The following is a 12675-nucleotide window of genomic DNA, read 5'->3' as shown; positions in this document are numbered from 1 at the left end:
TGCACCTTTCCAGTTTTCCCCAGCAATCGGGCGGGGCGTCAGTTCAGTTTGATCCGGTTGTGTCAGATGTGACACCGGGCGGCTATTCAAAAGGCGACAGAGTAAGGGCAGCGCGCGCCGTTGACGCAACGCACTCTAAACTCAAATTGGCAATATTGAGGCAGATCAGCCCTTAAAGCCCATCGCGACCACGAACTTCTCCGAGCTGTCCGAGCGGCTTGAGGGCGGCTTTACGTTCATCACCTTGTTGAACTTTGTCTTCAACAATTTCTGAAGTTCACCTTCTGCCCCGCCTGCCAGAACCTTGGCGACAAAAGTGCCGCCTTCGTCCAGCACGTCGAACGCGAAATAGGCTGCGGCCTCGCATAGCGAGATGATGCGCAGGTGGTCGGTTTGCTTGTGGCCCGAACTGGCGGCCGCCATGTCAGACATCACCACATCGGCCTTGCCACCCAGCCAGTCACGCACCACTTGATCGGCGTCGTCTTCCATGAAGTCCAGCTGCTCGAACCGGGCACCGGCCAGCGGTTCGACCTCTTGCAAATCCACACCCAGATAGGTGCCGATGCGCTTGCCGGACTTTTCGCCCAACGCGTTGATCCGCGGCACGGCGACCTGCGCCCAGCCACCCGGAGCACAGCCAAGGTCGACCACCCGCGCGCCGTTCACAAGAAACCGGAATTTATCGTCCAATTCCATGATCTTATAGGCTGCGCGACCACGATATCCCTCGGCCTGAGCGCGTTGCACATAGGGATCATTCAACTGGCGCTGCAGCCAACGGGTCGACGAACTGCGCCGACCGCGCGCGGTTTTCACCTTAACGGTCAGGTCGCGTTGACCCCGGCCCGAGCTTTTGCGCGTGCGTTTCGAATACTTGTTGCCGCCCCCTTGGGAGCCGCCGGAATTACCATCGTCTTGAGACATCAGAAAGGTCCGCCTTCCAACACGCCGTCCGAGGACATTTGAGAATAAAGGATGCCTTCTCTAAGGCCTCGATCCGCAACTGACAAGCGATCAGTCGGCCAGACACGCAAAAGCGCCTGCAAAATCGCCGATCCGGACATGATCAACGATTGCCGATCCCGTCCGATATGCGAGTTCACGCGACGCCCCTTGGGGCCCATCGCCAGATAGCCTTGGATCACGCGTTCAATCTGTTCTGACGTCATGCGCAACCCATCCACGCGGGTGCGGTCATAGCGGCGCAGCCCCAGATGGGTCGCAGCGACGGTCGTCACCGTGCCCGAGGTGCCAATGATCTGGAAGCCTTCGCGCGGCGGTTCGTGATAGAAGGGGCTGAAATCGGCCAGCTGCTCTTCGAAATGAACCGACATCAGGGCATAGCGGCCTGCATCGTCTTCCACATCGTCAAACATCTCGCGCAGGGTTGCCACGCCCAGTGGGACGGAAATCCAATCAACCACGCTGGCCGCTGGGAAATCGCCCACACCACCAGAGAACCCACGCCCCATCCGCATGATGGACTGCGCGCGGTCCAAGGGGGGGACTTTCGACAGGTCAATCCAGACAAGTTCCGTCGAGCCACCGCCGATATCCACCACCAAAAGCTGTTCGGTCTTGGTGGACACCAAGGGCGCGCAGGACACTACGGCCAGACGCGCTTCTTCCTCGGGCTTGATGATCTCAAGATCCAACCCGGTTTCGCGTCGGATATTGGCCATGAACGCCTTGCCGTTGGTCGCACGACGGCAAGCCTCGGTCGCGACAAGCCGCATCCGTTTTACATCATGCTTGATCAGCTTTTTACGGCAGATGCGCAGCGCTTGGATGGTGCGCGACATGGATGAACGGCTGAGACGCCCGGACGCTTCCAGACCACGGCCCAGCTGCACCGATTTCGAGAAGCTGTCCACGACATGAAACTGACTGCCCTTTGGCTGGGCAATCAGCATGCGACAACTATTTGTACCGAGATCCAGAGCCGCATAAAGGCTGGCCGGATCCACGGGGGATGGCACGGGGGCTTCTACCGCTTTCGGGAACACGCCCGCACCTTTGGGACGCTTGGGCGCCATTGATCACGCCCTCCATTTTCGAGTTATCCCCAAGATAGGGTGCATGACCAGTGCTGGCAATCCCTGCCGGGCGGCAAATGTAACACTTGGATGTCATAATCAACATGAAAGGATTTCACGGCGGGCGGCATGGTCTCTTTCAGTTGTTTTTCGTATTCCTTCGGCGCGGATCGTATGAACGCGAGCCTATGAAGCCTGTGAAGTCGCTTGTGAAACGCGGCGTGTCGAAAATCGACACAAGGCGATGGGCAAGCGCGACTACGTATAGAGGACGAAGAAAAGGGAGAATCGCAATGCCGGACGTCACCATCGTTTACTGGAGGGACATCCCCGCCCAGGTGATCGTGGGCAAAGGCCGCCGTGGGTCGAAAGCCCCTCTGCCCGAGCGGTTCGAACAGGCCATTGACCGGGCCGCCATGAAGGTGAACGCGAAAGACAGCGACGCTTATCTGGCGGAATGGCGCAAGGCAGACCCTTTTTCTGTCGAAGGTGACCCGCAAGAGATCGCCGCGGCCGAGGCTGCGCGTTTGGACGCGGAATATGACAACGAGCGTTTGCGCGCTCTGATTGGCAACGACGGATGGGCCTGATCCCACCCTCTATCAAGGAGGCAGCCATGGCGCTGTTGAACTTCCGCAAGAAGCCGACCGATGGTCAGGCCAATGCCGCATCCCCCGAACTTCAGGCATTCCTGAAGGGCTATTCGATTGAAGTCATGCCGCGCACGGCGGGCAAGGTCGAAGATTTCCGTGATCTTCTGCCCGAAGGCACGCGGGTCTATATCGCCCATATCGAAGGCACGCCGATCGAAGACATGGTCGCCACGGCAAAGCGCCTGAAGGAAGAAGGCTTCGACGCGATGCCGCACTTCCCGGCGCGCATCATCAAGGACAAAGCCACGCTGGCCGACTGGATTGCCCAGTACCATGGCGAAGCCGACGTGAAGCAGGGCCTGATCCTGGCCGGCGGCGTTGCCCAGCCCATTGGCGATTTTGACAGTTCGATGCAGCTTTTGGAAACTGGCCTGTTTGATCAGGCAGGCTTTACCAATCTGCACGTGGCCGGTCACCCCGAGCCGAATCTGGATATCGACCCCAAGGGCGGTCGCACCAACACCTATGCGGCGCTGGATTGGAAGCAAGAGTTTTCCAAACGCACCGACGCCGAGATGGCGCTGGCCACCCAGTTTTGCTTCGAGGCCGAGCCGGTCATTGCATGGGCCAACGAACTGGCCGAGCGCGGCATGAACCTTCCGATCCATATCGGCATCGCGGGTCCAGCCAAACTTCAGACCATGATCAAGTTCGCCATTGCCTGCGGCGTGGGCCCGTCCCTGAAAGTGCTGCAAAAGCGCGCCAAGGACGTGTCGAAGCTGCTGCTGCCGCACGAACCGAACGACGTTCTAAACGATCTGGCGCTGCACAAGGCCGCCAACCCCGACTTCAACATCACCCAGGTGCACTTCTTCCCGCTGGGCGGGATCAGGACCAATGCCAACTGGGCCATCGAGCATGGCGGAGACAACACCGCCCCAGTGAACGCGACCAAAGGATAATCAAGAATGACCCGTACCATCGTCGAAAGCGCGACCAAGACCTCGATCATCGGCTTTGACCAGCCGTTTTCCGTGATCGGCGAGCGCATCAACCCGACTGGCCGCAAAATCCTGAACGAAGAGCTGGAGCGCGACGACTTCAGCCGCGTTGAAGCCGACGCCCTGGCACAGGTTGCCGCCGGCGCGACCATTCTGGACATCAACTCGGGCGCCGTGTTCTCGAACAAAATGGCCGAAGATCCGCGTTATGCCGACAACAACTTTGTCGAGCCGGACCTGATGCGCAAACTGGTCGAAACCGTGCAAGCCGTCACCGACTGCCCGCTCTGCATCGACTCGTCGGTTCCCGGTGCGCTGGAAGCAGGTCTGGAAGCCGCCAAAGGTCGCCCGCTTCTGAACTCGGTCACCGGTGAAGAAGAACGTCTGGAATTGGTTCTGCCGCTGGTCAAGAAATATAACGTCCCCGTTGTTGCGATCTCGAACGACGACACGGGCATTTCGGAAGACCCTGAAGTGCGCTTTGCCGTCGCCAAGAAAATCGTCGAACGCGCTGCAGACTTCGGCATCCCGGCGCATGACATCGTGGTGGACCCGCTGGTCATGCCGATCGGTGCGATGGGCACAGCTGGCCTGCAGGTGTTCGAACTGAACCGCCGCCTGCGTGAAGAGCTGGGTGTGAACACCACCTGTGGCGCCTCCAACATCTCGTTCGGTCTGCCCAACCGTCACGGCATCAACAACGCGTTCCTGCCGATGGCGATGGCCACTGGCATGACCTCGGCGATCATGAACCCGATTGCCCTGCCCGTTGGCCCCAAAAAGCTGGCCGAAAAGAAAGCCGAGATCGAGGCCAAAGGCATCATCATCCCGGCTGACATGGATGACGAGACCTTCTGCCAGGTCTTCGGTCTGGGTTCGACCAAGCCCAAGGCCGGGAAGGAAATGGAGGCCATCCGCGCCGCCAACTTCCTGACCAACAACGACGAAGGCGGGGCCGAGTGGATCAAGTTCAACTCGAGCAATGCCGGAGCCGCGGGTGCTGCTGGTGGCCGTCGTGGTGGTCGTCGTCGCCGGGGCTAACGGCTAGAAGCAAACACACAAAAGGCCCGCCAATCTGGCGGGCCTTCTACTTTAGATACACATCAGATACCAAAATACCATAGAGAACCCGTGGATTGACGCCCTCGGGCTTGCGTCCCAATTCATCTTGCCTATCATCAAAAGTGTTCGCCGTTCCGCCCATTAAAGGTCGATGTTTCGGGGAGCGCGGGACATTTACAGTACCGTTTTTGAACACAAAACATCGGAGTTATATCCATGAAAGTTACAGCAACGCTTCTTCTGATTGCGATGACCACCCTTGCGGCCTGCGCCACTGCGCCGGAACCCGAGCCCGTCGTCGTCGCCGAGCCTACTTATGACAAAATGGGCAACCCCATGTAATGGTGGTGTCCCCTGAAAAAGCCCGCGCCAGTCGCGGGCTTTTTTTTGCCCATCTGTCGGGTTTCCCTGCACGCATGAGCCTGTCTGTAATCTTCTTGCGGTTGGCGCAAAAACAGTTTCAGACGCTTTGATTTCCCGCAAAGAAGCCACCATAACGCGAACGCTAACTGTCCACAGAAACCGCGAACAGAAGGACATTGATCGTGTCGACATCCACGCACACCCCGCTTGAGGGGATCACCATTCTTGACTTAACCCATGTACTGGCCGGTCCCTACTGCTCGATGATCCTGTCCGATTTGGGAGCCAAGGTGATCAAAGTCGAACAGCCCGGAATCGGAGATGACACACGGCATTTCCCGCCATTTCGCAACGGGCACAGCGCCTATTTCGCGACCATCAACCGCGATAAGCAGTCGATTGCCCTAAACCTGAAGGACGACGCCGATCGCGCGGTTTTCGAACGGCTGCTGGCACAGGTCGACGTGGTGATGGAAAACTACCGCCCCGGCGTCATGGAACGTCTCGGCTATGGCTATGACACGCTGTCAGAACGCCATCCGCATCTGATCTATGGCGCGGTGTCGGGCTTTGGGCATACCGGCCCCGACGCATTGAAACCCGCCTATGACATGGTGGTGCAGGCGCGCGGCGGGGTCATGTCGATCACGGGTGAAAAGAACCGCGAGCCGGTGCGCGTGGGGGCCTCGGTCGGCGATATCGTAGCGGGCATGTTTCTAGGGCACGGACTTTTGGCCGCATTGTACCAGCGCGAAAAGACCGGCAAGGGCCAGAAAGTTGATGTGGCGATGCTGGACAGCCAGCTGGCGATCATCGAACACGCCATCGCCATCACTGGCGAGACTGGCATTCCGCCGGAACCTTCGGGCGCACGCCATCCTTCTATCGCACCGTTTGAGACCTACCACACGGCTGATGGACTTATGGTCATCGCCTGCGGCAACGATGTTCTGTTCAGAAAGCTGTGTAATGTGCTTGGCAAACCGAAATGGGCGACCCGACCCGAATTCGCCAACAACCTCGCCCGCTGTGAAAATGTGCAGCTTCTGCGCCGTCGGATCGAGACCGTAACCCTTGGAAAATCTCGCGCGCATTGGCTAGAGCTTCTGACCGATGAGGGCATTCCCTGCGCCCCAATACAAAACGTTGCCGAGGCCATGCAGGACCCGCAGATTCTGGCGCGCAACATGATCAAACACCTATCCACCCCCGATGGGGGCAAGCCCTTCGTCGCGGCGGGCAACCCCATTAAGATGAGCAGTTTGGACGACACACAGGATCGCGGCGCAGCGCCTCTTTTAGACGGGGATCGCACCGCAATCTTGGATTGGCTGGCCGAACAAGAGCGTTGATTGCCACGCGCGGGTAAAAAACGGCGTTTCCCGTCCATTTATGCCGCATGCAGGCATTGCGCATGCCGGTGTGTCGCCTAAATTGATGGAAAATCAACAGGAAAGACGCGCGCAATGTCTCAGGATCCTTTGGTCATCTTTACTCCCTCCGGCAAACGGGGCCGTTTCCCGGTTGGCACCCCCATTCTGACCGCTGCCCGCCAGTTGGGCGTGGATCTGGACTCGGTCTGTGGCGGCCGAGGCATCTGTTCGAAATGTCAGGTCACCCCTAGCTTTGGCGAGTTCCCGAAGCACGGCGTCACCGTCGAAGAAAACGCTCTGTCCGAATGGAACAAGGTCGAACAGCGCTATGACGACATTCGCGGCCTGCCAAAAGGGCGCCGTCTGGGCTGTCAGGCGACGGTGCAAGGTGACGTTGTGGTCGACGTGCCGCCTGAAAGTCAGGTGCACAAGCAAGTGGTCCGCAAACGGGCCGAGGCCCGTGACATCACGCTCGATCCCGTGGTTAAACTTTACTATGTCGAGGTCGAAGAACCAGACATGCACGAACCCTCGGGTGATCTGGAGCGTCTCGTCACCGCACTTGAGGAACAGTGGGAAATCAAAGGTGTACGCGCCGATCTTCACATTCTCTCAATACTTCAACCCTGCCTACGCAAGGGCGAATGGAAGGTCACCGTTGCCGTCCATCTGGGCGATGAAGAAAACCCGCCCCGCGTCATGCATCTTTGGCCCGGCTATCACGAGGGCAGCGTCTATGGCATGGCCGTGGACCTTGGATCCACCACCATCGCCGCGCATTTGTGTGACATGTCGACCGGCGAGGTCGTCGCGTCCTCGGGCCTGATGAACCCGCAAATCCGCTTTGGCGAAGACCTGATGAGCCGCGTGAGCTATTCTATGATGAACGCGGGCGGCGCGCAGGAAATGACCGAGGCCGTACGCGAAGGCATGAACGCGCTGTTCACTCAAATTGCCGCGGACGCCGAAATCGACAAGCACCTGATCATGGATGTGGTCGTGGTCTGCAATCCGGTCATGCACCACCTGTTCCTTGGCATTGACCCCTTTGAGTTGGGGCAAGCTCCTTTCGCGCTGGCGACGTCCGATGCAATGCGCTTACGTGCCACGGATGTGGACCTCACCATCCACCCTCTTGCCCGCCTGTACATGCTGCCATGTATTGCTGGCCATGTGGGCGCGGATGCCGCGGCTGTGGCTTTGTCCGAAGCACCGGACAAGTCCGAAGATCTTGTGCTGGTTGTGGATGTGGGGACCAACGCGGAAATCCTGCTGGGCGACAAGGACGGCGTTATGGCCTGTTCGTCCCCCACGGGCCCGGCCTTTGAAGGCGCGCAGATCAGTGCGGGCCAGCGTGCTGCGCCGGGGGCAATCGAACGGGTCGAGATCAATCCGGTCACCAAAGAGCCACGCTTCCGTGTGATCGGCTCGGACATCTGGTCCGACGAAGACGGCTTTGCCGCGGCGACAGCCGTCACAGGCGTGACTGGCATCTGCGGCTCGGGCATTATCGAGGTAATCGCTGAGATGCGTATGGCTGGGCTTGTGGATGCTGGTGGTCTGATCGGCTCGGCTGAACAGACCGGTACCGACCGCTGCATTGCAGATGGGCGCACGAATGCTTATCGCCTGTGGGACGGAGACGAGGATCAAAAGCCGATCACCGTCACCAATGGCGATATCCGCGCCATTCAGATGGCAAAGGCCGCGCTCTATTCCGGTGCACGCCTATTGATGGACAAACGTGGCGTGGACAAGGTGGATCGCGTGGTGCTGGCTGGCGCGTTTGGCGCACATATCTCGGCCAAACACGCGATGGTTCTGGGCATGATCCCGGATTGTGAGTTGAACAAAGTAACCTCGGCAGGCAACGCCGCGGGCACCGGTGCCCGCATTGCGCTGCTGAATCGTGCCGCGCGGGCCGAAATCGAAGATACCGTCCGCAAAATCACCAAGATCGAGACTGCGGTGGAAGCCAAGTTCCAAGAGCATTTCGTCAACGCCTCGGCCATGCCGAACTCCTCGGACCCATTCCCGATCCTGCGCTCGGTGGTCGATCTGCCCGAACCCAGCTTCAACACAGGTGGTGGGGATGAAGACGGAGGTGGACGCCGCCGCCGTCGTCGCCGGGGATAGACCGATAAGCGCTTGAACTTCCCTGCCCCTTGGCATAGCTCAGGGGATAAGGCGGGTGTAGCTCAATGGTAGAGCAGCAGCTTCCCAAGCTGACGACGAGGGTTCGATTCCCTTCACCCGCTCCAATCCCGCACAGTGAGTGATTGACCAAGGTTTTCATGTCTGATCCGCTTCCAAACATCCCCTTGGTCACCCCCCTGAACGCCCAGCAGTTGAAGATAGCTGGTGTGCCCGAGGGCTGGAATTTCGGACAAGCGGACCGCGTGCGCTTTCACGAACTTGACGCACTGAATCATGTGAACAACATCGTTTATCTGCGCTGGTTCGAGGATCTGCGCATCCCCTATTTCAACGCCCATGCGATCACCAGTTACAATTCGGAAAACGATCCGCAGGTCGTTCTTGCCACCAACGCGGCCCGCTATTTCAAACCCATGTTTCTGGGCGAAACCTTCGTCGTTACGGCGCGCGCCACAACCTTCCGCAACAGCTCGTTCGTGTTGGAATACGGGGTCTGGGTCACGGGCGAGCTGCGCTGTTCGGGCGAGACTGTGATTGTCACGCTGGAGCAGGATGGGAAGACAAAACGCCCACTCAGTCCCGCAGTGATAGCTGCTTTGACGGCGGACGGCGCCACTAAGGCAGGGTAAGCCAGTCGGACACACCGCCGGGCATATCCGGACGGAAATAGGCAATCATACGCCCCTCAGCTGGGGCCTCTGCCCCGTCCTGCCATGGTGCAACGCCGTGCAGCGTGAAGCGATCCAGCAAATAGGCCTCGCCGGGCAAAGCGTGAACCGTGATGCGCGGGCAGGTCTCGAACACGTCGCGCCGCGCCGCCTGATAGGCCTTGGTGATGTCATGGCGCCGCATTTGGTCGGCGGGCACGCCCGTGAACGCTTCTTGCATCGCTTTGCTCATGATCAGATGGCTGCCCGGCCACAAAACCAACGGGCTGGCGCGGTCATCCGTGCGGGTCAGGGGGATGCCGATCACATAGGCATGTGCCTCGGCCACGCAGCGCCCACCGCCCGGCAGTTCGGGCTTCAACCCGTCTAGATGCGCGGCGTCCCGGTCTCGGCGATAGCGAAACCCGGCCTCTGTCTCGTGCGGATCAGGCTGGGGATAGCCTGGATAGGTGATCGACACCTGCGCCCGATCCAGATCATGCCAGCCAAAGCGGGCGTCGATGAACGCGCGCAAGGATCCGGTCAGCGCGGGCCCCTCCCCGACGCGTCCCTGCCCGTCATTATCGATGGCGTTCACCCCAACAAACCACGTGCCGCCTGACCTAAGCCAAGTCGCGATCTGTTCGGGATCTCTGCGTGCTTCAAGTGCCAATGGATAGACTTGTTCAACCCAGCGCGCGATCGCCTCGTCATAGGGAAACGTTATCCAGCCTTGGCGATCAAACTTTGCGCGCAGAGTGCCTACCATCCCACCGCCTTACGCAGCATGTTCAACGCCACCAGCGTCAGGAACACCGCAAACACGCGTCTCAGCGGTTTCGGATCCATCGCGTGGGCCAGCTTCACACCCAACGGGGCGGTGAACAGCGTCATCGACACGATCAGCACGAAGGCAGGAATGTTCACGGCCCCGATGGTCCAAGGGGGCCGTCCAGCTGGGTCGATTTGAACGAAGAGAAACCCAAGGACAGAAGGCACAGCGATCAGCACGCCAAACCCGGCTGCCGTCGCCACGGCCTTGTGAATGGGGCGCCCGTGCAGGGTCAAAAGGGGCACGCCGAAACTGCCGCCTCCGATCCCCATCAGGACCGACAGGAATCCCAGAACCGGTGCAAACATCGCAACCTTTGGACCTTTAGGCATATCCTCGGCCAGACGCCAATGGGCTTTCCCTAGGCCGAGATAGGCACCGATACACAGGCCCAGAACGCCAAAAATCGCCTGCAAAACAACAGATTTCAGGCCCGAGGCGATGATCACCCCGATCAGCGCGCCTGCTGCAATGCCCGGCGCCCAGCCCTTCAGGATGTCCCAATCCACCGCGTCCTTCTTGTTGTGCGACAGGACCGACCGGACCGAGGTCACGATGATCGTCGCAAGCGAGGTCGCCAGGCAGATCTGCATCAACTGGTCGGAGCCATACCCCAGCGCCGAGAACGCATAGAAGAATGCGGGGACCAGCACGATCCCACCGCCCACGCCCAAAAGTCCGGCCAAGACGCCTGCAAAGGCCCCGATCGCGGCCAAAAGCGCGGTCATGGGCAAAAGGATTGAGAGATCAGGCATAGACGGCCTCAGTCGGCAGGGACGTGTTCAGGCACAGATGACAGCGCTTCGGCGACCAACGCAACCCCTGCCCCCGGTTTCGACGCCCCTTCGGATAGGATACGCCGCCATTTACGCGCACCGGGGCGACCGGTGAAAATGCCCAGCATATGACGGGTGATCGAATGCAGACGGATGCCTTCGGCCAAGCGCGCTTCGATATAGGGATACATCGCCTCGACAACCTCATGCGCCGTACGCGCTGGCGTGGTGTCGCCAAAGATCACTTGATCCGCGTCGAGCAGCACAGTTGCCGGGTCGTGATACGCCGCCCGCCCGATCATCACACCGTCCATGACCTCGAGATGCGCGCGGGTTTCATCCAGCGTCGTGATGCCGCCGTTGATCGACAGGTGCAGATGCGGAAACGTCTCTTTCATGCGGTGAACCAGCGGATAGTCCAAAGGCGGGATGTCCCGGTTTTCTTTCGGGCTGAGCCCCTGAAGCCAAGCCTTGCGCGCGTGAATGGTGAAGCGACTGACACCTGCGGCTTGGACCTTTTCAAGGAAGTCCGGCAGCACCAATTCGGGTTCTTGCTCGTCCACACCAATGCGGCATTTTACCGTAACTTCAACGTCTTGCGCGGCATCCTTCATCGCGGCCATGCAATCGGCGACCAGTCCCGGATCACGCATCAACACCGCACCAAACGTGCCTGACTGCACGCGGTCCGACGGGCAACCTACATTCAGGTTCACTTCGTCATAGCCACGTTCAACACACAGTTTCGTGGCCACCGCCAGCTCCTTCGGGTCCGACCCGCCGAGCTGTACCGCCACGGGGTGTTCCTCGACGTTGTAGTCCAGAAGATGCAACGCCCCCCCACGCACCAAGGCGGGCGCAGTGACCATTTCTGTATACAGCAGCGCATGACGACTCATCAGCCGGTGGAAATACCGACAGTGACGGTCGGACCAGTCCATCATCGGAGCGACCGACAGGCGGGCCGCGTGGCGTATGTTCGATTGCGTATTCATCGCGCGCTACATAGGCGATCCGCGCGCGGGATGCCAGAGGGCGGTCGCCCGCCCCCGGCCAATTGGGTTTAGCGCGGCGCCATGCGCACAGCGCCGTCCAGACGGATCACTTCGCCGTTCAGGAACGAGTTTTCGACGATGTGGCGGACCATGCCGGCGAATTCGGCCGGGTCGCCAAGGCGCGACGGGAACGGCACCTGAGCGCCAAGGCTGTCCTGAACCTCTTGCGGTAGACCGGCGACCATCGGTGTTTTGAAGATGCCCGGAGCGATGGCCATCACGCGGATGCCGTCGCGCATCAGGTCGCGTGCCATGGGCAGGGTCATGCCTACCACGCCACCCTTCGAGGACGCGTAAGCCAGCTGGCCGATTTGGCCGTCCATTGCCGCGATCGAGGCGGTGTTGACGATCACGCCGCGCTCGCCGTCGTCGGTCACGGGGTCGGCCATCGCCATGCCCGCTGCCGCCTGAGAAGCGCAGTTGAACGTTCCGATCATGTTCACGCCGATGACCTTGGCATAAAGACCCGCGTCATGCGGTTCACCCTTCGACTGGGTCTTGGCGGCGGGTGCGATGCCCGCACAGTTCACCATCACGCGCTCTTGTCCCAAGGCCGCGCGCAGCGTCTTGAAGCCCTCGGCCACCGAGGCGGCATCTGACACGTCCACCTTGGCGAACGCACCGCCCAGCTTTTTGGCCATGGCCTGTCCGGCCTCTTCATTCAGGTCGAAAATGCCAACCTTGGCACCTGCGGCGGCGAACGCTTCGGCGACTGCGCCGCCCAGACCAGATGCCCCGCCCGAGACGGTGACAACGGTGTTCTCAGTAATCTGCATG

At 60.0% G+C, this 12675-nt stretch carries 13 protein-coding genes and 1 tRNA gene; 8 read left to right on the top strand and 6 right to left on the bottom strand.

All coding sequences use genetic code 11. From position 1 onward, the window contains the following. Positions 1 to 165 precede the first annotated feature (165 nt). Both MWU53_RS04205 and MWU53_RS04200 read right to left on the bottom strand, forming a co-directional pair. Positions 166 to 927: an RlmE family RNA methyltransferase gene (locus tag MWU53_RS04205; protein ID WP_247090796.1), complete on the bottom strand. Its 762-nt coding sequence runs from the start codon at positions 925 to 927 to the stop codon at positions 166 to 168. After that, on the bottom strand, positions 927 to 2039 hold the full coding sequence (locus tag MWU53_RS04200; RefSeq protein WP_247090794.1) for a Ppx/GppA phosphatase family protein: 1113 nt from the start codon (positions 2037 to 2039) through the stop codon (positions 927 to 929). The genes MWU53_RS04205 and MWU53_RS04200 overlap by 1 nt, the downstream gene beginning before the upstream one ends. A 293-nt stretch (positions 2040 to 2332) precedes the next feature. Here MWU53_RS04200 and MWU53_RS04195 point away from each other — a divergent pair, with 293 nt between their 5' ends. The 8 genes from MWU53_RS04195 to MWU53_RS04165 all read left to right on the top strand — a co-directional run bounded on the left by MWU53_RS04195 (position 2333) and on the right by MWU53_RS04165 (position 9217). Next, positions 2333 to 2629 (top strand): virulence factor, encoded by a 297-nt coding sequence (locus MWU53_RS04195; protein WP_247090792.1) that lies wholly within the window; start codon positions 2333 to 2335, stop codon positions 2627 to 2629. A 26-nt stretch (positions 2630 to 2655) separates the two neighbouring features. Further along, positions 2656 to 3594 carry a methylenetetrahydrofolate reductase gene (locus tag MWU53_RS04190; RefSeq protein ID WP_247090790.1) on the top strand — a complete coding sequence of 313 codons (939 nt, stop codon included), beginning with the start codon at positions 2656 to 2658 and terminating at the stop codon, positions 3592 to 3594. A 6-nt stretch (positions 3595 to 3600) separates the two neighbouring features. Then, positions 3601 to 4674: a methyltetrahydrofolate cobalamin methyltransferase gene (locus tag MWU53_RS04185; protein WP_247090788.1), complete on the top strand. Its 1074-nt coding sequence runs from the start codon at positions 3601 to 3603 to the stop codon at positions 4672 to 4674. A 237-nt stretch (positions 4675 to 4911) separates the two neighbouring features. Next, positions 4912 to 5037 (top strand): hypothetical protein, encoded by a 126-nt coding sequence (locus MWU53_RS15920; protein WP_281501303.1) that lies wholly within the window; start codon positions 4912 to 4914, stop codon positions 5035 to 5037. Between the two features lie 203 nt (positions 5038 to 5240). Then, positions 5241 to 6410, top strand: coding sequence for a CoA transferase (locus MWU53_RS04180; protein WP_247090786.1), 1170 nt, complete (start codon positions 5241 to 5243; stop codon positions 6408 to 6410). Between the two features lie 114 nt (positions 6411 to 6524). After that, positions 6525 to 8567 carry an ASKHA domain-containing protein gene (locus MWU53_RS04175; RefSeq protein ID WP_247090784.1) on the top strand — a complete coding sequence of 681 codons (2043 nt, stop codon included), beginning with the start codon at positions 6525 to 6527 and terminating at the stop codon, positions 8565 to 8567. A gap of 51 nt (positions 8568 to 8618) precedes the next feature. Beyond that, positions 8619 to 8692, top strand: a tRNA-Gly gene (locus tag MWU53_RS04170). Between the two features lie 33 nt (positions 8693 to 8725). Then, complete coding sequence (locus MWU53_RS04165; protein ID WP_247090782.1) at positions 8726 to 9217, top strand: thioesterase family protein; 492 nt, start codon at positions 8726 to 8728, stop codon at positions 9215 to 9217. On the opposite strand, the gene MWU53_RS04160 is transcribed toward MWU53_RS04165, so the two are convergent. From MWU53_RS04160 to MWU53_RS04145, 4 genes are all read right to left on the bottom strand, one after another. After that, positions 9204 to 10004 (bottom strand): hypothetical protein, encoded by an 801-nt coding sequence (locus MWU53_RS04160; RefSeq protein ID WP_247090780.1) that lies wholly within the window; start codon positions 10002 to 10004, stop codon positions 9204 to 9206. The two genes, MWU53_RS04165 and MWU53_RS04160, sit on opposite strands and share 14 nt — an antisense overlap. After that, positions 9998 to 10822 carry a sulfite exporter TauE/SafE family protein gene (locus MWU53_RS04155; protein WP_247090778.1) on the bottom strand — a complete coding sequence of 275 codons (825 nt, stop codon included), beginning with the start codon at positions 10820 to 10822 and terminating at the stop codon, positions 9998 to 10000. The genes MWU53_RS04160 and MWU53_RS04155 overlap by 7 nt, the downstream gene beginning before the upstream one ends. An 8-nt stretch (positions 10823 to 10830) precedes the next feature. After that, positions 10831 to 11838, bottom strand: coding sequence for a tRNA dihydrouridine(20/20a) synthase DusA (dusA, locus tag MWU53_RS04150; RefSeq protein ID WP_247090776.1), 1008 nt, complete (start codon positions 11836 to 11838; stop codon positions 10831 to 10833). 68 nt (positions 11839 to 11906) lie between these two features. Then, positions 11907 to 12674: an SDR family NAD(P)-dependent oxidoreductase gene (locus MWU53_RS04145; RefSeq protein WP_247090774.1), complete on the bottom strand. Its 768-nt coding sequence runs from the start codon at positions 12672 to 12674 to the stop codon at positions 11907 to 11909. Between the last annotated feature and the right edge of the window lies 1 nt (position 12675).

Source organism: Aliiroseovarius sp. S1123 (assembly GCF_023015885.1).
Lineage (GTDB): Bacteria > Pseudomonadota > Alphaproteobacteria > Rhodobacterales > Rhodobacteraceae > Aliiroseovarius.
The sequence above is the reverse complement of the archived record's forward strand: the minus strand, read 5'-3'. Positions and strand labels throughout refer to the sequence as shown.

Bases quoted from the DNA above. Each gene is read 5' to 3' on its own strand.
- MWU53_RS04205 (WP_247090796.1), bottom strand. From the start codon at position 927: ATGTCTCAAGACGATGGTAATTCCGGCGGCTCCCAAGGGGGCGGCAAC.
- MWU53_RS04200 (WP_247090794.1), bottom strand. From the start codon at position 2,039: ATGGCGCCCAAGCGTCCCAAAGGTGCGGGCGTGTTCCCGAAAGCGGTA.
- MWU53_RS04195 (WP_247090792.1), top strand. From the start codon at position 2,333: ATGCCGGACGTCACCATCGTTTACTGGAGGGACATCCCCGCCCAGGTG.
- MWU53_RS04190 (WP_247090790.1), top strand. From the start codon at position 2,656: ATGGCGCTGTTGAACTTCCGCAAGAAGCCGACCGATGGTCAGGCCAAT.
- MWU53_RS04185 (WP_247090788.1), top strand. From the start codon at position 3,601: ATGACCCGTACCATCGTCGAAAGCGCGACCAAGACCTCGATCATCGGC.
- MWU53_RS15920 (WP_281501303.1), top strand. From the start codon at position 4,912: ATGAAAGTTACAGCAACGCTTCTTCTGATTGCGATGACCACCCTTGCG.
- MWU53_RS04175 (WP_247090784.1), top strand. From the start codon at position 6,525: ATGTCTCAGGATCCTTTGGTCATCTTTACTCCCTCCGGCAAACGGGGC.
- MWU53_RS04165 (WP_247090782.1), top strand. From the start codon at position 8,726: ATGTCTGATCCGCTTCCAAACATCCCCTTGGTCACCCCCCTGAACGCC.
- MWU53_RS04160 (WP_247090780.1), bottom strand. From the start codon at position 10,004: ATGGTAGGCACTCTGCGCGCAAAGTTTGATCGCCAAGGCTGGATAACG.
- MWU53_RS04155 (WP_247090778.1), bottom strand. From the start codon at position 10,822: ATGCCTGATCTCTCAATCCTTTTGCCCATGACCGCGCTTTTGGCCGCG.
- dusA (WP_247090776.1), bottom strand. From the start codon at position 11,838: ATGAATACGCAATCGAACATACGCCACGCGGCCCGCCTGTCGGTCGCT.
- MWU53_RS04145 (WP_247090774.1), bottom strand. From the start codon at position 12,674: ATGCAGATTACTGAGAACACCGTTGTCACCGTCTCGGGCGGGGCATCT.